The 20,862-nt window shown below is 60.4% G+C and carries 20 protein-coding genes; 15 read left to right on the forward strand and 5 right to left on the reverse strand.

The window, feature by feature from the left end; translation table 11 throughout:
* Positions 1-45: 45 nt before the first annotated feature.
* The 10 genes from AC07OO_RS23490 to AC07OO_RS23535 all read left to right on the forward strand — a co-directional run bounded on the left by AC07OO_RS23490 (position 46) and on the right by AC07OO_RS23535 (position 12,039).
* Positions 46-1,119 carry an ABC transporter ATP-binding protein gene (locus AC07OO_RS23490; protein WP_495084584.1) on the forward strand — a complete coding sequence of 358 codons (1,074 nt, stop codon included), beginning with the start codon at positions 46-48 and terminating at the stop codon, positions 1,117-1,119.
* Position 1,120: 1 nt separating this feature from the next.
* On the forward strand, positions 1,121-2,197 hold the full coding sequence (locus tag AC07OO_RS23495; protein WP_495084585.1) for an ABC transporter ATP-binding protein: 1,077 nt from the start codon (positions 1,121-1,123) through the stop codon (positions 2,195-2,197).
* Complete coding sequence (locus AC07OO_RS23500; protein WP_495084586.1) at positions 2,194-3,087, forward strand: carbohydrate ABC transporter permease; 894 nt, start codon at positions 2,194-2,196, stop codon at positions 3,085-3,087. Before AC07OO_RS23495 ends, AC07OO_RS23500 begins: the two co-directional genes overlap by 4 nt.
* On the forward strand, positions 3,080-3,892 hold the full coding sequence (locus AC07OO_RS23505; protein WP_495084587.1) for a carbohydrate ABC transporter permease: 813 nt from the start codon (positions 3,080-3,082) through the stop codon (positions 3,890-3,892). The genes AC07OO_RS23500 and AC07OO_RS23505 overlap by 8 nt, the downstream gene beginning before the upstream one ends.
* A 36-nt stretch (positions 3,893-3,928) precedes the next feature.
* Entirely contained in the window at positions 3,929-4,237 is a 309-nt protein-coding gene (locus AC07OO_RS23510; RefSeq protein ID WP_495084588.1) for a DUF2160 domain-containing protein, read from the forward strand.
* 101 nt (positions 4,238-4,338) lie between these two features.
* Entirely contained in the window at positions 4,339-6,069 is a 1,731-nt protein-coding gene (locus AC07OO_RS23515) for an ABC transporter substrate-binding protein (protein WP_495084589.1), read from the forward strand.
* Between the two features lie 82 nt (positions 6,070-6,151).
* The gene (locus AC07OO_RS23520) at positions 6,152-7,762 is read left to right on the forward strand and encodes a glycerol-3-phosphate dehydrogenase/oxidase (protein WP_495084590.1); all 1,611 of its coding nucleotides are present in this window, start codon (positions 6,152-6,154) and stop codon (positions 7,760-7,762) included.
* 127 nt (positions 7,763-7,889) lie between these two features.
* Positions 7,890-9,551 carry a methyl-accepting chemotaxis protein gene (locus AC07OO_RS23525; protein WP_495084591.1) on the forward strand — a complete coding sequence of 554 codons (1,662 nt, stop codon included), beginning with the start codon at positions 7,890-7,892 and terminating at the stop codon, positions 9,549-9,551.
* Between the two features lie 51 nt (positions 9,552-9,602).
* Positions 9,603-11,339 carry an ABC transporter substrate-binding protein gene (locus AC07OO_RS23530; protein ID WP_495084592.1) on the forward strand — a complete coding sequence of 579 codons (1,737 nt, stop codon included), beginning with the start codon at positions 9,603-9,605 and terminating at the stop codon, positions 11,337-11,339.
* Complete coding sequence (locus AC07OO_RS23535) at positions 11,311-12,039, forward strand: substrate-binding periplasmic protein (protein ID WP_495084593.1); 729 nt, start codon at positions 11,311-11,313, stop codon at positions 12,037-12,039. Before AC07OO_RS23530 ends, AC07OO_RS23535 begins: the two co-directional genes overlap by 29 nt.
* 129 nt (positions 12,040-12,168) lie before the next feature.
* Here the strand turns inward: AC07OO_RS23535 and AC07OO_RS23540 are convergent, their stop codons facing one another.
* Positions 12,169-12,981 (reverse strand): class I SAM-dependent methyltransferase, encoded by an 813-nt coding sequence (locus AC07OO_RS23540; protein WP_495084594.1) that lies wholly within the window; start codon positions 12,979-12,981, stop codon positions 12,169-12,171.
* Between the two features lie 230 nt (positions 12,982-13,211).
* Here AC07OO_RS23540 and AC07OO_RS23545 point away from each other — a divergent pair, with 230 nt between their 5' ends.
* From AC07OO_RS23545 to AC07OO_RS23555, 3 genes are read left to right on the forward strand one after another with little or no spacing between them, the layout of a single operon-like run.
* Positions 13,212-13,802, forward strand: a complete 591-nt coding sequence (locus tag AC07OO_RS23545; RefSeq protein ID WP_495084595.1) for a hypothetical protein — start codon at positions 13,212-13,214, stop codon at positions 13,800-13,802.
* Positions 13,803-13,855: 53 nt separating this feature from the next.
* Positions 13,856-14,359 carry a hypothetical protein gene (locus AC07OO_RS23550; RefSeq protein ID WP_495084596.1) on the forward strand — a complete coding sequence of 168 codons (504 nt, stop codon included), beginning with the start codon at positions 13,856-13,858 and terminating at the stop codon, positions 14,357-14,359.
* A gap of 37 nt (positions 14,360-14,396) precedes the next feature.
* On the forward strand, positions 14,397-15,005 hold the full coding sequence (locus AC07OO_RS23555; protein ID WP_495084597.1) for a histidine phosphatase family protein: 609 nt from the start codon (positions 14,397-14,399) through the stop codon (positions 15,003-15,005).
* Here AC07OO_RS23555 and AC07OO_RS23560 read toward each other — a convergent pair.
* The 4 genes from AC07OO_RS23560 to AC07OO_RS23575 form a co-directional block, all read right to left on the reverse strand.
* Positions 14,984-15,784 (reverse strand): substrate-binding periplasmic protein, encoded by an 801-nt coding sequence (locus tag AC07OO_RS23560; protein WP_495084598.1) that lies wholly within the window; start codon positions 15,782-15,784, stop codon positions 14,984-14,986. The two genes, AC07OO_RS23555 and AC07OO_RS23560, sit on opposite strands and share 22 nt — an antisense overlap.
* A gap of 474 nt (positions 15,785-16,258) precedes the next feature.
* On the reverse strand, positions 16,259-16,660 hold the full coding sequence (locus tag AC07OO_RS23565) for a VOC family protein (protein ID WP_495084599.1): 402 nt from the start codon (positions 16,658-16,660) through the stop codon (positions 16,259-16,261).
* A 111-nt stretch (positions 16,661-16,771) separates the two neighbouring features.
* Complete coding sequence (locus AC07OO_RS23570; RefSeq protein WP_495084600.1) at positions 16,772-17,491, reverse strand: hypothetical protein; 720 nt, start codon at positions 17,489-17,491, stop codon at positions 16,772-16,774.
* Between the two features lie 121 nt (positions 17,492-17,612).
* Positions 17,613-18,173, reverse strand: coding sequence for a PadR family transcriptional regulator (locus tag AC07OO_RS23575; protein WP_495084601.1), 561 nt, complete (start codon positions 18,171-18,173; stop codon positions 17,613-17,615).
* 97 nt (positions 18,174-18,270) lie between these two features.
* Here AC07OO_RS23575 and AC07OO_RS23580 point away from each other — a divergent pair, with 97 nt between their 5' ends.
* Both AC07OO_RS23580 and AC07OO_RS23585 read left to right on the forward strand, forming a co-directional pair.
* A complete protein-coding gene (locus AC07OO_RS23580; protein ID WP_495084602.1) occupies positions 18,271-20,292 on the forward strand; it encodes an oxidoreductase in 2,022 nt (673 codons plus the stop codon).
* A gap of 41 nt (positions 20,293-20,333) precedes the next feature.
* A complete protein-coding gene (locus AC07OO_RS23585; protein WP_495084603.1) occupies positions 20,334-20,774 on the forward strand; it encodes a nuclear transport factor 2 family protein in 441 nt (146 codons plus the stop codon).
* Positions 20,775-20,862: the final 88 nt, after the last annotated feature.

Below are 20,862 nucleotides of genomic sequence, written 5' to 3' on the forward strand. Positions count from 1 at the left end.
CAAATTCGAATATTCGACGAAAACCCAGAAATAGAAGGTGGCGTGATGCAGTTGAGCCTTGAGGGCATCCACAAAAAGGTAGGACCACAGATGTGGCTGCACAACATGAATATTGCCCCACAGAGTGGCGCAGTCACGGTCTTGCTAGGGGCTACCCAGGCCGGCAAGACCAGCCTGATGCGCATCATGGCGGGGCTGGATGTACCCACCTCCGGCCGGGTCACGGTGGATGGCAAGGACGTGGTGGGTGTGCCGGTGCGTGCGCGCAACGTCGCCATGGTGTACCAGCAGTTCATCAACTACCCATCCATGAAGGTGCGCGACAACATTGCGTCGCCCTTGAAGTTGCGCGGTGAAAGCAATGTCGACCAGCGCGTGCGACAGCTTGCCGAGAAACTGCATATTGACATGTTTCTGGACCGTTTGCCGTCGGAACTCTCGGGCGGCCAGCAACAGCGTGTGGCACTGGCCCGTGCCTTGGCAAAGGGTGCGCCCTTGATGCTGTTGGATGAACCTCTGGTCAATCTGGACTACAAGCTGCGCGAGGAACTGCGCGATGAGTTGAGCGCCCTGTTCGCGGCCGGTGATTCCACCGTGGTCTATGCCACGACCGAGCCGGGCGAAGCCCTGCTGCTCGGGGGCTACACGGCGGTCCTGGATGAAGGTGAGTTGCTGCAATATGGCCCCACGGCCGAGGTCTTCCACAAGCCGGCTTCCCTGCGGGTGGCGCGCGCCTTCAGCGATCCACCGATGAATCTGCTGGCCGCCACGGCCACGGCCGACGGTGTGCGGCTGGACGGCGGGCCCTTGCTGACGCGCACGCTGTCATCGCAATCCACGCCCAAATTGACCGTGGGTCTGCGCGCCAGTGCGGTGCGCGTGCAGCCCCAGCCGGGCGATGTGGCGCTGCCCGGTACCGTGGAGTTGGCAGAAATCTCAGGCTCTGACACCTTTGTCCACGTGCATACCTTGGTCGGTGAGTTGGTGGCCCAACTCACCGGTGTGCATTACTTTGAATTGGGGACTGCGTTGAGTTTGCACTTCGATCCCGCGCAATCCTATGTGTTTGATGCCGCGGGCATGCTGGTCTTGTCGCCGGTACGCGGCGGGGGACGCTGATATGGCACGCATTGAACTCGATCTGGCCCACGCCTATCGGCCCAACCCCCAGCAGGACAGCGACTATGCCTTGCTGCCGCTGAAAATGACTTTTGCGGATGGTGGTGCCTATGCTTTGCTGGGTCCGTCGGGCTGCGGCAAGACCACACTGTTGAACATCATGTCGGGCCTGGTGACACCGTCCCAGGGCACGGTGCGCTTTGACGGACGTGACGTGACGAACGAGACGCCGCAACAGCGCAATATTGCGCAGGTGTTCCAGTTCCCCGTCATTTACGACACGATGACGGTGGCCGAGAACCTGGCCTTTCCGCTGCGCAACCGCAAGATGCCCAAGGCGCAAATCGACAAGCGCGTGGGCGAGATTGCCGAGATGCTGGAGATGAGTGGGCAGCTCAACCAGCGGGCCGCGGGCCTGGCCGCCGATGCCAAGCAAAAGATTTCCCTGGGCCGCGGTCTGGTGCGCCCCGATGTGTCGGCCGTGCTGTTTGACGAGCCACTGACCGTCATCGACCCGCATCTGAAGTGGCAATTGCGGCGCAAGCTCAAGCAGATCCACCACGAGTTGAAGCTGACCTTGATCTATGTCACGCACGACCAGGTGGAGGCGTTGACCTTTGCCGACCAGGTGGTGGTCATGACGCGGGGCCGAGCCGTGCAAGTGGGCTCGCCCGCAGACTTGTTCGAACGCCCCAGCCACACCTTCGTGGGGCACTTCATTGGCTCACCCGGCATGAACTTTCTGCCTGCGCAGGTGCAGGTCGATGGCCTGCGCGTCGCCGACAAGACGCTGGCCCTGCCGTCTGGCCGCGCGCTGCCAACCGGGGACATCAAGCTGGGCATACGGCCTGAATACCTGGGGCTGACCCAGGCCAACACTGAAGGGGCCTTGGCCGTGCGCGTGTCGCGCGTGCAAGACGTGGGCACCCATGTGATGCTGAGTGCGGACTTTGCCGGCACCACGCTGAAGGCGCGCCTCTCTACCGATGCCGCACAACTGGCGGTGGGTGACACCGTATGGCTGCAGGTCATGGGTGAGCACACCTGCTTCTACAAGAACGAGGAGATACTGGTATGAGCACCACCGTAAAACCGGTTAACCAGAAGGCCTGGTTTTTGATACTACCCGTGCTGCTGTGCGTGGCCTTCTCCGCCATCCTGCCGCTGATGACGGTGGTGAACTATTCGGTGCAGGACATCATCTCGCCCGAGCGCCGTGTCTTCGTGGGCACCGAATGGTTCGCAGCCATCATGCGCGATGAGGAACTGCACGGTGCGCTGCTGCGGCAATTGACATATTCCTTCTCCGTGTTGGCTGTTGAATTGCCGCTGGGTATCCTGCTGGCCCTGTCCATGCCATCCCAGGGCTGGAAGTCATCGGCGGTGCTGGTCATCGTATCGCTGTCCTTGCTGATTCCGTGGAACGTCGTGGGCACCATCTGGCAAATCTTCGGCCGTGCCGACATCGGGCTGATGGGCGCAGCCTTGCAAGGCCTGGGTATTGACTACAGCTACACCGGCAATCCCACGCATGCCTGGTTGACCGTACTGCTGATGGATGTGTGGCACTGGACGCCGTTGGTCGCACTGCTGGGCTATGCCGGCCTGCGCTCCATCCCTGACGCCTACTACCAGGCGGCCAGCATTGACGGCGCCAGCAAGCTCGATGTGTTCCGCTACGTGCAACTGCCCAAGATGCGCGGCGTGTTGATGATTGCCGTGCTGCTGCGCTTCATGGACAGTTTCATGATCTATACCGAGCCCTTTGTGCTGACCGGTGGTGGGCCCGGCAATGCCACGACCTTCCTGTCGCAGTTCCTGACGCAGAAAGCCGTGGGCCAGTTTGACCTGGGTCCGGCGGCGGCGTTCTCGTTGATCTACTTCCTGATCATCCTGTTGCTGTGTTTTATTTTGTACAACTGGATGCAACGCGTAGGCACCCAGGAGAAGGAGGGTGGCCATGAATAAGCCGAAATTTCAAAAGCGCACGCTGTTCCTGCTGTGCTACATCGTCTTTGCGCTCTTGCCCATCTACTGGATGGTCAATATGTCGTTCAAGACCAACCAGGAGATCGTGGCCGGTTTCTCATTGTTCCCAGAGCACTTCACGTGGGCCAACTACGCGACGATCTTCACGGATTCTTCGTGGTACTCGGGCTACATCAACAGCCTGATCTATGTGGCCATCAACACGGTGATCTCGTTGACCGTGGCACTGCCCGCAGCCTACGCGTTCTCTCGCTACAGCTTCCTGGGCGACAAGCATGTGTTCTTCTGGTTGCTGACCAACCGCATGACGCCGCCCGCGGTGTTCTTGTTGCCGTTCTTCCAGCTCTACACCACGGTCGGGCTGATGGATACCCACGTGGCCGTTGCCCTGGCCCACCTGTTGTTCAACGTGCCACTGGCGGTGTGGATTCTGGAAGGTTTCATGAGTGGTATCCCACGCGAGATTGACGAGACCGCCTATATCGACGGTTATTCCTTCCCCGCGTTTTTCGTCAAGATCTTTTTGCCGCTGATCAAGGCCGGCGTGGGTGTGGCTGCCTTCTTCTGCTTCATGTTCAGTTGGGTGGAGCTGCTATTGGCCCGCACGTTGACCAGTGTCAATGCCAAGCCCATTGTGGCCATCATGACCCGCACCGTGTCGGCATCGGGCATGGACTGGGCCACGCTGGCCGCTGCCGGTGTGTTGACCATCGTGCCCGGCGCCATCGTGATCTGGTTTGTGCGCAACTACATCGCCAAGGGCTTTGCGATGGGCCGCGTCTAAGCGCCCCGCAATTGACCAAACGAGAGGGAATAGAGCATGTTTGAATGGATGGCTTGGACCACACCCGTGGCCGTATTTTTCAGTTGCATCGTGCTGATGCTGGTCTGCATGACGGTGTGGGAAATCAAATCTCCCACCAGCCTGCGCCGCGGCTTTTTGCCCATGGAAACCACCCGTGGTGATCGTCTCTTTATTGGCCTGCTGACGGCCGCCTATGTCAACCTGAGCTTTGTGGGCCTAAGCGGCAAGCTCGTCGAGTGGATGGGCCTGCAAAGCGAGCCCTCCATCTGGTTCAGTTTTGTACTGTCCATGGTTCTGCTTGTGGTGATCATGCGCAAGGGCTAGTGGCGCAAGAAAGAGTGAGTATGCAAGGTTCGGCTTGTTTCCCCCTGGAGCCGTATACGCCTTCTATAAACAGGGGTTGTTTCGACCTGAGGAGTTAGACAATGAAATTAAGGTATTCGGTATTGGCGGTCGCACTCGCCTGCGCGGTGGGCAGCCAAGCTTGGGCTGACGAAGCCGCAGCGAAGAAATGGATCGATGAAGAATTCCAGCCTTCGACCTTGTCCAAAGCCCAGCAGACTGCCGAGCTCAAGTGGTTCATCGACGCTGCAGCAAAACTCAAGGCCAAGGGTGTCAAAGAGATCAGCACCGTGTCGGAAACCCTGACCACGCACAGCTACGAAGCCAAGACCCTGGCCAAGGCGTTTGAAGAGATCACCGGCATCAAGGTCAAGCACGATGTCATTCAAGAAGGCGACGTGGTCGAGAAGCTGCAGACCTCCATGCAGTCCGGCAAGTCCATCTATGACGGCTGGATTTCTGACTCTGACCTGATCGGAACCCACTACCGTTACGGCAAGATCCTGAACCTGACCGACTACATGACTGGTGCCGGCAAAGAATGGACCAACCCGGGCCTGGATGTCAAAGACTTCATTGGCACCAGCTTCACGACGGCACCCGATGGCAAGATGTACCAATTGCCTGACCAGCAATTCGCCAACTTGTACTGGTTCCGTGCCGACCTGTTTGCCAAGCCCGAACTGAAGGAAAAGTTCAAGGCCAAGTATGGCTATGAACTGGGCGTGCCATTGAACTGGAGCGCTTATGAAGACATCGCCGAATTCTTCACCAATGATGTGAAGATGGTCGATGGCAAGCCCATCTATGGTCACATGGACTACGGCAAAAAAGACCCATCGTTGGGCTGGCGTTTCACCGATGCCTGGTTGTCGATGGCTGGTACGGCGGATATCGGCATCCCCAACGGCAAGCCTGTTGACGAGTGGGGCATTCGCGCATCGGCTGACGGTTGCAACCCGCAGGGTGCTTCCGTGGCACGCGGTGGCGCGACCAATTCGCCCGCAGCGGTTTACGCGTTGACCAAGTACATCGACTGGATGAAGAAGTATTCGCCCAAGGAAGCCATCGGCATGACCTTCGGCGAAGCCGGCCCCGTGCCAGCCCAGGGCCAGATCGCCCAGCAGATCTTCTGGTACACCGCCTTCACGGCCGACATGGTCAAGCCAGGTCTGCCCGTGGTGAATGCCGATGGCACACCCAAGTGGCGCATGGCCCCTGGACCCAATGGCCCGTACTGGAAGCAAGGCATGCAAAACGGCTACCAGGACGTGGGCTCATGGACTTTCTTCAAGGACCACAACCCTGACCAAGTGGCTGCGGCCTGGCTCTATGCCCAGTTTGTAACCAGCAAGACCGTGTCGCTGAAGAAGTCCACGGTCGGCTTGACCTTCATCCGCGACAGCGACATCCGCTCCAACGCCATGACACAGATGGCGCCCAAGCTGGGTGGTCTGGTGGAGTTCTACCGCAGCCCCGCACGCGTGGCCTGGACACCTACCGGAACCAACGTGCCTGACTATCCGAAGCTGGCACAGCTCTGGTGGAAGAACGTGGCCGTGGCAGTCACAGGTGAAAAAACACCCCAGGCCGCCATGGACAACCTGGCCAACGAAATGGACGACGTGATGGGCCGCCTGGAGCGGGCCGGCATGGCACATTGCCCGCCCAAGCTCAATCCAAAGGGCGACCCCAACAAATGGCTGAGTGACAAGGGTGCTCCATGGAAGAAGTTGGACAACGAAAAGCCGAAGGGTGAAACCATTGCCTATGACACGCTGATCAACGCGTGGAAGAACGGCAAGACACGCTGATTCGTTTACCAAAACTTTAATGCTCTAAAGGTCGGCCGTGTGAGCACATTTGCCACACGGCCTTTTTCCTACCGCAATGCCTATGTCCACCACACCCATGCAAGCCCAAGCAACCCGACGTGACGCGCTGATCGCACAACTGGCGCAGGGGCGGCCGTATGACATCGCCATCGTCGGCGGCGGTGCCACGGGCCTGGGCGTGGCCTTGGACGCCGCAGCGCGGGGCTTTAGCGTAGTGCTGGTCGAGTCGCACGACTTTGCCAAAGGCACCTCATCCCGGGCGACCAAGCTGGTCCATGGCGGCGTGCGCTACCTGGCCCAAGGCAATATCTCGCTGGTGCGCGAGGCCCTGCACGAGCGCACAACCCTGCTGAACAACGCGCCCCACTTGGCGCAACCTCTGCCTTTCATCATGCCGTCTTATAAGTGGTGGGAAACCCCCTTTTACGGCATAGGGCTCAAGATGTACGACGCGCTGGCTGGCAAAGCCGGCCTGGGCAAGACCGAATTTCTGAACCGCAATGCCACCTTGCGCTACCTGCCCACCGCACGCCCCGAAGGGCTGCAAGGCGGCGTCAAATATTGGGACGGCCAGTTCAACGACGCCCGGCTGGCCTTGGCCCTGGCCCGCACCGCGGCGTCTCATGGTGCGCTGCTGGTGAACTACTGCCGCGCAGCCCATCTGTTGTATGCGGATGGCAAAGTAACGGGCCTGGTCTGCGACGACACGCTGACCGGCAAGCAATACACCATCAACGCCCGCTGCGTGGTCAATGCCACCGGCGTCTGGGTCGACGAGCTGCGCCAAAAGGACGGTGCCGCCAGCGGCGCCCACAGCAAACGGGCGACCAAGCCCATGGTGACCCCAAGCCAGGGCGTGCACATCGTCGTGGACCGGTCGTTTCTGGACAGCGATGTGGCCTTGATGGTGCCCAAGACGGCCGATGGCCGGGTGCTGTTTGCCGTGCCCTGGTTGGGCAAGGTGATACTGGGTACCACCGACACGCCGCGCAACGACCTGGCGCGGGAGCCCATGCCGTTCAAGGAGGAGGTGGAGTTCATCCTCAACGAATCGGCCCGCTACCTGCGCAAGGCGCCCACCCGTGCCGATGTGAAAAGTGTATGGGTCGGCCTGCGGCCCCTGGTCAAGCCGCAGGACGACGATGGTGACAACACCAAGGGCATCAGCCGCGAACACACGGTCATGGTCAGCCGCAGCGGCATGGTGACCGTGACCGGTGGCAAGTGGACCACCTACCGCGCCATGGCCGAGGACGTGCTGGATGCCTGTGCCGACAAGGGCTTACTGGAGAAGCGCGCCAAGGGCGTGACCACCCATTTGAAGCTCGTGGGGGCCGACATACCCGCAGCGCTGATCCAGTCGATCTGCATGCCACCGGGTCTGCACTCCTATGGAGGAGAGCAGGCCACGGTGTTGGCCATGCCGGGCGCAAACAACGTGTTGTGCGAGGGCCTGACCGAAGGCATGGTGCGCTTTGCGGCGCGCTACGAGTACGCCATCACGGTCGAGGACATGCTGGCCCGCCGCTCGCGCTTGCTGTTTCTGGACGCCCAATTGGCTGGCAGTCTGGCCGCCACGGTGGGTGCCATCCTGCAACAGGAAACGGGCCTGGACCCTGAGGTCAAGGCCTTTGAGACTCTGGCCCAGCACTACCTGCAACTGCCTGTCTGACGCCCGCTTGGGCTGCCGCTGTATGCGGCTTTATACCCCTTGACGGGCTCGCGCAATTGCCGGACGATGCGCCGAAGACGTGGCTCGCACGTGCTGCCGTTGGAAGAACAATTAAGGAGACACAAGCGTGAAAATCTTTACACGTCTGGCGCTTTTGGGCGGCATCCTGTCTGCGCTGTTGCTGGTCATAGGCTGCCTGGGTTTGTATGGCATAGGGGCCAGCAACGAGGCCTTGCGCACCGTGTACGAAGACCGCACCGTGCCCGCAGGTCAGTTGGGCGAAATCAGTGCCAAGCTGATCAGCAACCAACTGGCCTTGTCCGCGGCGCTGATCACCCCCACACCCGAAGTCATTGCATCCAGCACGGCCACGGTGGATGCCAACATCGCCGCCATCTCCAAGCTGTGGGCTTCTTACACCTCCATCAAGCTGTCGGACGAAGAGCAAAAACTGGCCAAGGCCTTCGTAGACGATAGAAAGAAGTTTGAAGAAGGCCTGCAGCCGGCCTTGGTGGCCCTGCGTGCCAATGACGTCATCGAAGGCCAGAACATCCTGGTCAACAAGATTCCGCCGCTCTACGCACCGGTCAAAAAGGGTGTTGACGCCTTGAGCCAGTTGCAGGTGGATGGCGCCAAGAAAGAATTTGGCGATGCATCGGCCCGCTATGCCACCTTCAAGCTGGTATCGCTGGTGGCCATTGTCGGTGGCTTGGCATTTGCGGGCATTTTTGGCCTGGTAACCTTGCGCACCATCACCGGCCAACTGGGGGCCGAGCCGGCTGAGGCCGCAGCGCTGGCCCAAAGCGTGGGCGAGGGCGACCTCACCACCTCCGTGCATCTGAAGTATGGTGACAGCGTCAGCCTGATGGCCCAACTCAAGGCCATGCAGGACAACCTGACCCAGGTGGTCACCAATGTGCGCAATGGTTCCGAAGGCGTGGCCACCGCCAGCGCAGAGATCGCCCAAGGCAACCAGGACCTGAGCGCCCGCACCGAGCAGCAGGCCAGCGCGCTGGAGAAGACCGCATCCAGCATGTCGGAGTTGAGCTCTACCGTCAAACAAAACGCCGACAGCGCCCGCCAGGCCAACCAGTTGGCGATGAATGCCAGCACCGTGGCCGTCAAGGGTGGCGAGGTCGTGACCCAAGTCGTGGAGACCATGAAGGGCATCAACGAGTCCAGCCGCAAGATATCGGACATCATCAGCGTGATCGATGGCATCGCGTTCCAGACCAATATCCTGGCGCTCAACGCCGCCGTCGAGGCCGCAAGGGCAGGGGAGCAGGGCCGGGGTTTCGCCGTCGTTGCAAGTGAGGTGCGGTCCTTGGCCGGACGATCGGCCGAGGCTGCCAAGGAAATCAAGTACCTGATCAACGCCAGTGTTGAGCGCGTCGAGCATGGCAGTGCACTGGTCGACCAAGCTGGGGTGACGATGACCGAGGTGGTGACCAGCATCCAGCGCGTGACCGACATCATGGGCGAAATCAGCGCGGCCAGTTCCGAGCAAAGTGTGGGCGTGGCCCAGGTGGGCGAAGCGGTGGCACAGATGGACCAGGCCACGCAGCAGAATGCGGCGCTGGTCGAGCAGATGGCGGCGGCGGCCAGCAGCCTCAAGTCGCAGGCCCACGACCTGGTGGGCACCGTGGCCGTGTTCAAGTTGGCCCATGGCATGGGCGCCCCATCGCACGGGAGTGCATTCCAATCTCCACCGGTCAGCATGACGGTCGCAACGGCCAGGCCGCCCAGCCTGGCACCCGGTAGAAGGCCTGCACTGGCAGGGCCAAATTAACCCACCAGCCAGCGCACCAGTTTCTGCGAACAAACGAAGGAGCTCCTTTGTATGCGTAGCAAAACGAAACACTACCCAGGGGGCGAAACGCAGAGGCACTGGGCACTGTCATGGGTGCTGCTCGTGGCATGCGCGCCGGCTTACGCGCAAGTCGGCTCGGCCGAAGTCATAACCCGACTGCAAAAAGAGTTCAGCCCCACCACACTGAGTAGCGAGGCGCAACGCAAAGAATTTGAGTGGTTTGCCAGCGCCGCCAAGCCCTTTGGCGGCATGAAGATCTTCGTAGTATCCGAGACGCTGGACACGCACAAATATGAATCCGACGTCATTGCCAAGGCTTTCACCGAGTTGACCGGCATCCAGGTGGTGCATGAGGTGACGGGTGAAGACGACGTCGTCAAGAAGATCGAAACCCAGGTGCGCACCGGCCTGCATCTGTATGACGCGTACGTGAACGACAGCGACCTGATCGGCTGGCACTACCGCACGCAAAGGGTGGTCAACCTGACCGACTACATGGCGGGGGAGGGCAAGGCCGTCACATTGCCCACGCTGGATGTGGACGACTTCATCGGCAAGAGCTTCACCACCGGGCCCGATGGCAAGCTCTACCAGTTGCCAGACCAGCAGTTCGCGAATCTCTACTGGTACCGCAAGGACTGGTTCGATCGGCCCGACCTGCAGAAGAAATTCAAAGAGATCTACGGCTACAAGCTCGATGTGCCGGTCAACTGGTCGGCCTATGAAGACATTGCCGAATTCTTCACCGTGCATGTCAAGGAGCTGGACGGTAAAAAAGTCTATGGCCATATGGACTACGGCCGCAAAGACCCATCGCTGGGCTGGCGCTTTTCCGACTCCTGGCTGTCCATGGCCGGCGCCGGTGACAAGGGCCTGCCCACCGGCAAGCCGGTGGATGATTGGGGCATACGGGTGGAGGGCTGCAACCCGGTGGGTGCCTCGGTGGAGCGCGGCGGCGACATGAATGGCGCGGCCGCGGTCTACTCGGTCAACAAGTTCATCGAATGGCTGGACAAATACGCGCCGCCCGAGGCCAAGCAGATGGACTTTGGCACCGCGGGCTCGGTGCCGGCCCAGGGCCAGATTGCGCAGCAGATCTTCTGGTACCTGGCCTTTGCAGCATCTATGAACAAGCCCGGCTTGCCGGTCACCAATGCGGACGGCACACCCAAATGGCGCGTGGCGCCTTCACCGCACGGCGCCTATTGGCGTGCCGGCATGAAGCTGGGCTACCAGGATGCCGGCTCGTGGACGCTGGTCAAGGGCACGCCGCCCAACAACATGAAGGCCGCATGGCTGTATGCGCAGTTTGCGGTGTCCAAGTCGGTGTCCTTGAAGAAGACCCTGGTGGGCTTGACGCCGATACGGGCCTCCGACATCGACTCCAAGGCCATGACCGATGCGGCGCCAAAGCTGGGCGGCCTAGTGGAGTTCTACCGCAGCTCGGCCCGCAAGCTGTGGACACCCACCTTCACCAATGTGCCCGACTACCCCAATATGGCACCGTTGTGGTGGACGAATATCGGTGCGGCGATACGGGGCGAGGTGCCGGTGCAAAAGGCGCTGGACACCATGGCCCAGCAGGCCGATGACATCATGGCCAGCCTGCAGAAGAAAGGCATGGCCAAGTGCGCGCCCAAGCTCAACCCCAAGCTGCCGCCCAGCTATTGGCATGCCAAGGGCACGGCCCCTTTCCCTAAGCTGGTCAACGAAAAACCCCAAGCGGAGACCTGGAGCTATGAAGAAAGCCTTAAGCATTCTTGGTAGCTGCTGCTGTCTGCTGCTGTGCGCTACTGCGCAGGCGCAGCCCAAGCCCTATACGCTGGAGTTTCCCGAGGACCAGCCCTTCGCCTGGAGCGAGAACGGTAAGTTCTTTGGCGTAGCCGTGAATGTGGTGACCAAGCTCTTCGATACGGCCAAGTTGGGCTACAAGCTGCAGTCATCCCCGCTGGCCCGGGGCATGGCCGATGCTCGCAGTAACGAGGCCGTCTGCGTGTTCCCAGTGCAGCGGGCGCAGAGCATCGAGGCGGAATACCAGTGGATCAGCCCCATCTACATCACCACCTCGGGCCTGTTCGTTGCGCCGGGTGCGACCGAGCAGTTCGTGGTCCTGAGCGATGCCAAGAAGCTGGTCGTGGGCGCGGTGCGGGGCAGTGGCGATGCCGAATACCTCAAATCCTTTGGCTTCAACGTGGAAGAGGTCAGCAGTCAGGAGCAAAACGTGGAGAAGCTGCTGCGCAAACGCATACCGGTATGGGCCACCGACGTGCTGTCGGCCAAATACTTCACACAAAAGACCAACACAAAGGAGCGCATGCCCAAGGAGGCACTGACCTTTCGGCGGTCCCTGGCCTCGCTGGCCTGCAATACCAAAATGCCAGCCACCGATGTGGCCGCCTTGCAGAGCGCGTTGGACGCCATGATCCGGGATGGCAGCCTGCAGAGGATGACCTCGGAGGTCAATTAATACCCTATTTGGGTTTATTGGCGAGGCTCGCAATTGAAATATGGCTGTAGCCCTCGTCGGATATGAATTGTGTGCTATTGAAATGATAGTTATTGTGAATGCAGCCGAATATGCAACTAGGCCCCCCAATTACTTGACCGCCACAGTCACATGCGCCTGAATCTTGCCCGCCACCGGCCCTGTGCCATGGCGACTGGCGATAGCCTCTGTAGCGCGGTCCATCACCAACGGCATCAGGCTGGCGTCGCGTGCCTCAATCTCGTTGCGTAGTGGCGTGCCCTGGCAATAGGCGGTGGCAACGTCCCGTGCCGAGGGTGCGCGGCTGGTCTTCTCGGCGGTGTTGGTCTCAACGGTGGCGAACCCCGCGTGGTTCAAATCCGCACGGATCACGGCAACGTCGTGGTAGCCATGTGGCGTGCGGGCGAGAAATCGGGGTGGGTCATGTGGAAACACCGTGGCGACGGCATTCGTCACCTCGTCGGCAAAGGCGTTTTCTCCGATGCGATCCCACACGCTGAAGATAAAGCGCCCACCCGGCCGCAGCACGCGCAGCGCCTCGGCGTAGCCGGCAACCCGGTCGGGAAAGAACATTGCGCCGAACTGGCAGAACACCACGTCAAACGCGGCGTCCTCAAAGGGCAGGGCGAGCGCGTCGGCCTGTCGCCATGCGATGCGGTTGTCAGCTCCCTGCCGCGTAGCGGCATAGTCAAGCATGGGCTGGTTGAGATCGGTCACCGTATAACGCGCGTCTGGCTTTAGCTTGGGTGCAAGCAAACGCGTGACCACGCCACTACCGGCAGCCGTCTCCAGCACCGCACCGGGTGAAGAAGTGGCGACAAGCTCCGCCAGATCCACGGCATAGGCCTCGAAGATCAGGGGGACCATCAGCGTGTCGTAGAACTTCGGGATGGAGCCCGCGAACAACTTGTCGCCCTCTGCCATAAGACCCTCCCCTCTGTTGAAAGATATGCCAAGCCTATACTGCAAAACCAAAATTGCAAATGGGGATTGCGATGGCCTTGTCTGAGCAAATTCCTGTGAAGTGCGGGCTGGGTGCCAAGTCCACCGGCACTGAAGCCATTGCTGATTCGACCTGGCGGGCAAGGTAGCTGTTGTCCCTGTTTTCTCTCTGGATCCGAGGCGAGTGAAACCCTCCACTTACACTTGCGTTCATGAAGTATTTAATCGCGCTTACCTCCACCATTGCGGCCCTGATGCTTTCAGGCTGCGGCACTTCTGCAATCTTGGATAAAACCGCCAAAGATCCAGGAGAGCTTGAGTCGATCGTGATATTCAAGGTGAGTCCCGCAAACTACAGACTTCTGTTTTTTCCCGGTACCACTACCAATGGCAGATTCAAGCAGAACGCATTTCTTGGGGCCGAAATAAATGGAATGCCCAAGGACGGATATGTCGTCGCCAAGGTAAAGACTGGTCAGACTTTAGGCCTCACCAACGTAGTTGAAAAAAAGGGTGACACCTCCATTGGTGGCACAACATTCAGAGCCTGTGGCGGTGCCAAAGCCTTGGTGTTTGATGTGCCCAAAACACGGGTTGCGTATCTAACGGACATTGACTATGAACGCGTCGGAAACAAAGTCTCAATTCAATACCGCCATGATCTGGAAGCGGCTGTCAGGCACATACGTTCAAACTATCCAGAAATAAAAGCAGACATTCAACCGCTCGAATTTCAGATACTTCCGGCAGACTTGGACTGCGGGGGCGGTACAGTGATTATTCCAATCTACATCAAAAAGTAATTCGGCGGGCCAGTAGTGGTCGTTGGCCAATGGGCTTTACGGTATCTATTGCCTTGAACTTTGCCCTTTCCTCTCTCATGAAGCGCACCTTAACCTCCATGGTGGCGGCCTCGGTAGCCGCTTGTGTTCTCGCCGCAGATCCTCCCGCGGTACAAAAGACGTCGGGCAACACATCTGTCAATGCTTTGCGTGAGGAATACGATAGGGCAACCGCGCCATACGTAGCCCAAGCCAAGAGGTCTTATCCCGAGGCGAAGCGACGATTTCTTGCTGGCCTTCCGAAGGGCCACTTGTTCTTCGTCACCACACGACTGTTTGACAAGGACGGCACAGAGGACCCCTTCATCGAAGTACAGGACATTCAAAACGGCCAGATCAGCGGGAAGATCGGGAGCGAGATCGTGCGGGTAAGCGGGTACAAGCGCGGTGATCCCATCGCATTTCCTGAAACGGCTGTGATCGACTGGACCATTACGAGGCCTGATGGCAAGGATGAGGGAAACGTTGTCGGTCACTTCCTTCGCACTTGGCGGCCAAAGTTGCCTGCGTCGCCTTGATTCACGTTTGCGCCCCTCGGTCTGCGAGCCTTTGAACATGAGCATCACCCACATCTGCATTGCCCGCCACGGAGAGACCGACTGGAACAAGCGCGGCGTGCTGCAGGGCTGGCTGGACGTGCCGATCAACGCACTGGGCCGTGAGCAGGCCCATGCGCTCGGGACGAGTCTGGTGGATGCAGGATTCGACGCGGTGTGGTCCAGCCCGTTGGCGCGCTCGCGCGAGACTGCAGAGATCGTTTGCGCTGTGCTGGGCTTGCCCGCGCCGTTGTGCCATGAAGGCCTGAAGGAAAAACACTTTGGCGCCGTGCAGGGCATTCCCAAGAACGAATTGGCCGAACTCAACCCCGCCCTGCTGGAGCAAATTCTGCGCCGCAACCCGGCCGCCGAATTCGCCGGGGGTGAGACTCTGGACGAGTTTGCGGATCGCGTGTTGGAGGCTTTCAACGATATCGGAGCCCACCACCGCGGCGGGCGGATACTGGTGGTGACCCACGGATGGGTCATGGATGTGGTGACGCGTCACATTAATGGACTTGCGCGCCATGCCGTGCTACACATCAAACGAAAGAATGGGGAATGTGTCTGGGTGGAGGCGGGGCAAGAACTGCGGGCACTGCCGATTCAGCGTGTCGACATGCCATAGCGCTTGGCCATGCGGTCCATATCACCGCTGCTCTGCAGCCGCGCAATCGCTTTATCAACCTCTGCCAGGGACAGGCGAGACGAGCGCCCGATGGCGCAATGCGTGGGCGTGACAGAGTAAGCGGAGCGCGACACGTCAAACTCGCTGCGCGCATTCGGGTTGTCGTTGAAGTAGCCTTCTATTTCTCCCTCGGACGTGATCAGCAGATCCGCCATCTTGACGTCCAGTGACCGGAACTGCAGGGCTACCTTGCTCTGGTCCACCCGCACCGCCTTGCCGGCATCGATCAAGGATTGCAAGGCCGGGTAGTGGTAGCCCAGTTGCAAGGCCACGCGCTTGCCTTCAAACTCCCAATTGGGGGCGCTACCCATGCGCCCGCCCTTGGGCGCCACCACACGCTCAATTTGCGGCAGCATGGCCATAGACCACGCCAGCTTATCCGGCTGTTCTGCCCAACTGGGGTTGAAGTAACACAGCATCTCGATCTGACCCTGAATCAAGGCGGGCTCAACCCTGCGCCGGGGCAGGGGCACCGCAACCACGTCCAAGCTCAACTGCCGCGCAATGGCCTCACCCAGTTCAATCAGCAGGCCACTATGCGGTGTGCCGCCAGAGCCCGCCACGAAAAAAGGGTAGCCCATGGACTCGAACACGCCATAACGTAAGGGCGGTGGCTGTTGTTGTGCAAATGCTGCTGCGGCCGCTCCAAACCCCAGGGCCGTCACTAGTACCCGACGAACGAAGACCAGGCTCTTGAAGCCGAAAGCACAGCGTGTCATGGGCGGATTGTCAGTGAAATATTCATCGCTGTCAGCCCCCTTTTCGCCAGGCTTTCCGGTCTATCGCAAGGCAACCAGAATTACACTGATCACGAGCCCAGACAGCAGAACCAAGTACCCAATTCCGACTATGGATCCAAAGGCAAGGGCATCGCACTGGCAACCGTCGCAATCAGCCCACACACGAAGGGCCCGACTAAGAAGATGGGTGCAGGCTTGGTCGGGGGCTCACGCTGCCTCCCCAAAGCGATGGCATAGGCCTTGCCAAACAGTAGGGTGGGCCTGCACTTGCAGACCATGATGGCGGCTTCCGGATGGGGTATGCAATGCGGGTTGGGTGATGAGGGTATTTCGGAAGGCGATATATGGCGTTCGGTAAGGCTTTGATCTGGTCCTGTCCAGTTGCGGCCTTCTCACAATGACTGCTTTGGAGTAGTGCCGTTGGCGACCACTTTGGCGATACCGCAGTAGAAATCACACGCAGCCGTTAGCCGAACCGCTCTGCATGAGACGGGAGGGCCAACCGATGCGGACCAGCAGGCCATCCGGCCCGCACACCCCAACTTCGTAGAGACCCCACTCGCGGTGACGCAGGACACCCCCTGGACGGATGATGAGGTCGTCCACCCGCGCGGCGATGGCATCCACCTCCGGCGTGCGGATAAATACGCCGAACGGGTTGTGCTCTGCAGGCACCCTCCAAGGGCCGCTCCCCGCCTGTGTCAGGTGCACTTCGCAATCCCAGCCAGTCATGATGATGTAGCCGGCGTCGCCACCTGTACGCTGAAAGCCCAAGCGCTCCCAGAACGGCAGGGCGGCAGCCAAATCGTTGCTCGGCACGATGGCGAACGCGCCTGTGGTGACAGGGATGGGCATGCGGCACTCCGGTTGATTGCGTTTTGAAGAACCGGGCCACTGTAGCGTAAGTCCTGCCCGGGAATCGGGCTTGTTTAGAGGGATTTACGCGCCAGCACTGAAGGCCTTGGCCTAAGAGTAAGGCAGTAGTGCCTTAGCAGCTTCGATGCGTAAATGCATTTCTATAGATTGGTCGTTCATGACCTCTGTCAGGAAGCGCTTGGCGTCTGAATCGCTGTGTTTGGTGGATGGTGGCGCCACCACGGGAGTGCTGGATTGATGGGTTGCCGAGATTCGTTCGGCATCGGAAATAACCTGATCAAAGATCGCCTCAAACACCGACGCCTTGATAGATTCAAGCGGTGCAAGAACGTTGGCCTGCGCTTCAACCCTTGGGGACACATCCAGTCCTGGCGAGTCGGCGAATATGGCTGCCAGATCAGGGGCAACAAAAGCTGACCATAGTCCAGTGCTTGGCTGCAGAGCGGGTACCAACGGGGCATGCCGAGTTTCTGTGGGCAGCAAACTGATGCGTTCCGGCGCGATATCACTCAGAAAGCGTTGGCGCAGGGAATCCAAGAAGAACGACGCCTCCGCCGCAGTAACTGGTTCACCCAGAGAGAACCACAGCTGGTAACCGTCATTTCCCGTTACCGCAATCGCCGGAGGCGGTAAATCCAGGTCGCTCTGTACACGTTGCCAAACTGTGGATACAACGGACCAGTCTGCAGGGCGAGCGAGTTCTATCACCATTGCACGTACACGCCCGTCCACGGTCATTAAGCTTGGTGCGACGGCTGTAGCATCGTCAACAAAGTACAAGCGATGGAATTCAGTTTCGAGTGGGTTCATTCGGGGAATATACCGTGCGCCCCACGCGTAAGCTTGCCTTCCCCCCCGCTGCGATTGGGCCGTTGCGGTCCGCTAAGCTAGTACGCTAGGTCTCTCCCGTGAAGCATTCAGTCCCTGCCATTCACACCGAGGCGTCACCCCCCATCCCCGTATCCCCCAATATCCCCAGCGCCTTCTCCGAAAACGCAATCCACTGTGCCTCTTGCAGAATGCCCGCGCTCAGCACCAGGTGCTGCAGTTGCTGCTTGCGCGAGCCATCTTCCGCCACGTTCGCAAAGTCGCGGGCTTCGATGGTCTGGTACAGGGCCAGCTTTTGTTTGTGCAGCTCCATGCGGCGGCGGATGTCGTCGGCCAGGCCGGTGGGGCCTAGCACGGCCTCGGCGCGCAGGCGCACCATGAACTCGTCGCGCACGGGCTTGGGGTCTTGCTGCTCGGCCACCCAGCGTTGCAGCTCTTTGCGCCCGGTGGGCAACACGCGGTAGACGCGCTTGCGGCCGCGGCCACTCTCGGGCGGCAGCGATTCCACCCAGCCGGCTTCTTCCAGGCGGCCCAGTTCGCGATAAATCTGCTGGTGGGTGGCGTGCCAGAAGTAGCCTATGGAGCGGTCGAAGCGGCCGGCCAGGTCGGAGCCGGAAGAGGGTTGTTCGACCAAGGCCGTGAGTAGGGCGTGGGGTAGGGACATATGGGCTTGAGGGTAGCAAACCCATTTTATGCAACCAGTTGCATAAACGGTAAGTTTCTGCGTAGAATTGTGCAACCAGTTGCATAAAGGAGCTTTCATGTCCGCTTACCCCAATCTGCTCGCGCCCCTAGACCTGGGCTTTACCACCCTCAAGAACCGGGTCCTGATGGGTTCCATGCACGTGGGTCTGGAAGAGGTGCCCAATGGCTTTGAGCGCATGGCTGCTTTCTACGCCGAGCGGGCGCGGGGTGGTGTGGGCCTGATCGTGACCGGCGGCATTGCCCCCAACGAGCGCGGCCGCCCCATGAAGGGTGGCGCGATGCTGACGACCGAGGCCGAGGCTGTCCACCACCGCGTCGTGACAGATGCCGTGCACAAAGAGGGTGGCAAGATCGCCATGCAGATCCTGCACTTTGGCCGCTACTCCTATCAGAAGGACCTGGTCGCGCCTAGCGCACTGCAGGCGCCCATCAACCCCTTCACGCCCCACGCGCTGAGCACTGAAGAGGTAGAGCAGACCATTGACGACTTCGCCCGCTGCGCCGGCCTGGCCCAGGTGGCGGGCTATGACGGCGTGGAGATCATGGGCTCTGAGGGCTACCTGATCAACGAATTCATTGCGGCGCGTACCAACCACCGTGACGACGAGTGGGGCGGCAGCTATGCCAGCCGCATCCGCTTCCCGGTGGAGATCGTGCGCCGGGTGCGCGAAAAGGTGGGGTCCAACTTCATCATCATCTACCGCCTCTCCGCGCTAGACCTGGTGGAGGGCGGCTCCACGCTGGACGAAGTAGTGCAACTGGCCCAGGCCATCGAAGCAGCTGGCGCCACCATCATCAACACCGGCATCGGCTGGCACGAGGCGCGCATCCCCACCATCGCCACCAAGGTGCCGCGCGCGGCCTATGCCTGGGTCACGCAGCGCCTGATGGGCTCGGTGAAGATTCCGCTGGTGGCCACCAACCGCATCAACACGCCCGAGGTGGCCGAGCAGTTGTTGGCTGATGGCTTTTGCAACATGGTGTCGATGGCGCGCCCCTTCCTGGCCGACCCCGACTTCGTGCGCAAGGCGGCCGAGGGCCGTGCCGACGAGATCAACACCTGCATTGGCTGCAACCAGGCCTGCCTGGACCACACCTTTGGCGGCAAGATCACGTCCTGCCTGGTCAACCCCCGCGCCTGCCACGAGACCGAGCTGGTGATTGCGCCCGCGGCCAAACCCAAGCGCATTGCTGTGGTGGGCGCCGGCCCGGCCGGCCTGAGCTTTGCCACCACCGCCGCCGAGCGTGGCCATAGCGTCGAACTGTTTGATGCAGCCAGCGAGATTGGCGGCCAGTTCAACATCGCCAAGAAGGTGCCGGGCAAGGAAGAGTTCTACGAGACGCTGCGTTATTTCGACCGCCAGCTGAAGCTGCGCGGCGTCAAGCTGTCGCTCAACACCCGCGTGACCGCCGAGGCCTTGAAGGCCGGTGGCTTTGACGAAGTGGTGTTGGCCACCGGTGTGATCCCGCGCACGCCCGACATTGAAGGCGTGGACCACCCCAAGGTCATGGGCTATCTGGATGTGCTGCGCGATGGCAAAGACGTGGGCCGCTCCGTGGCCGTCATCGGAGCCGGCGGTATTGGTTTTGATGTATCGGAATACCTGACCCACTCGGGCACCAGCGCCAGCGTGGATGCGCCCAAGTTTTATGCCGAATGGGGCATTGACACGGGCTACGCCCAGGCCGGTGGCATCGCGCAGCCGCATGTGGAGGTGCCCCCGCGCAAGGTGCACCTGCTGCAACGCAAGGTCAGCAAAGTGGGCGACCAATTGGGCAAGACCACGGGCTGGATCCACCGCACCGGGCTCAAGGCCAAGCGCGTGGGCATGACCCCCGGCGTGCAGTACCAGAAGATCGACGATGCCGGATTGCACATCCGCGTGGGTGACCAGGACCAGGTGGTGTCTGCTGACACCATCGTGCTGTGTGCCGGTCAGGAGCCCCAGCGCGAGCTGTATGGTGCGCTGCAGGCCGCGGGCTGCTCGGTGCACCTGATTGGCGGTGCCGATGTGGCTGCCGAGCTGGACGCCAAGCGCGCTATCAACCAGGGCACCCGCCTGGCTGCCGCGATTTGATTTTTCCCCAACCCCAGATTTCCCCCAAACCGGAGCATTCCATGCACCCAGCACCCAGCCAGTTGAAACCCGCCGTCGCCGCATCCCTTGCCAAGTGGCACGCCATGGTGGCCAGCGGTAACTTGCAAGACCTGCCCAGCATTGTTCACCCTGACGCGGTATTCCGCTCGCCGATGGCAATCCATCCCTACCAGCCCGCGGCCGCGCTGATCCTGGCGTTGAGCACCGTGATCCAGGTGTTCCAGGACTTCACCTACCACCGCCAATTGGCGTCGGAAGACGGTCTGAACGCCGTGCTCGAGTTCAGTGCCCGCGTGGGCGACAAGCAGCTCAAGGGCATAGACCTGGTGCGCTTTGACGAGGAGGGCAAGATCGTGGAATTCGAGGTCATGGTCCGCCCCCTGAGCGGCCTGCAGGCCCTGGGTGCGGAGATGGGCACACGGTTGGCGGAGAAGATGCCGGCGTTCAAGGTCAAGGCCTGAGGGAGCGGGTGTAGGGCCTATTCGACGTTCAGGGTGTACGTAACAGCCTGCAGCATGCTGGGCAAGGCACCGCCAAAGTTGAGAGTGT

It is taken from the genome of Rhodoferax sp. GW821-FHT07G04 (assembly GCF_059418585.1).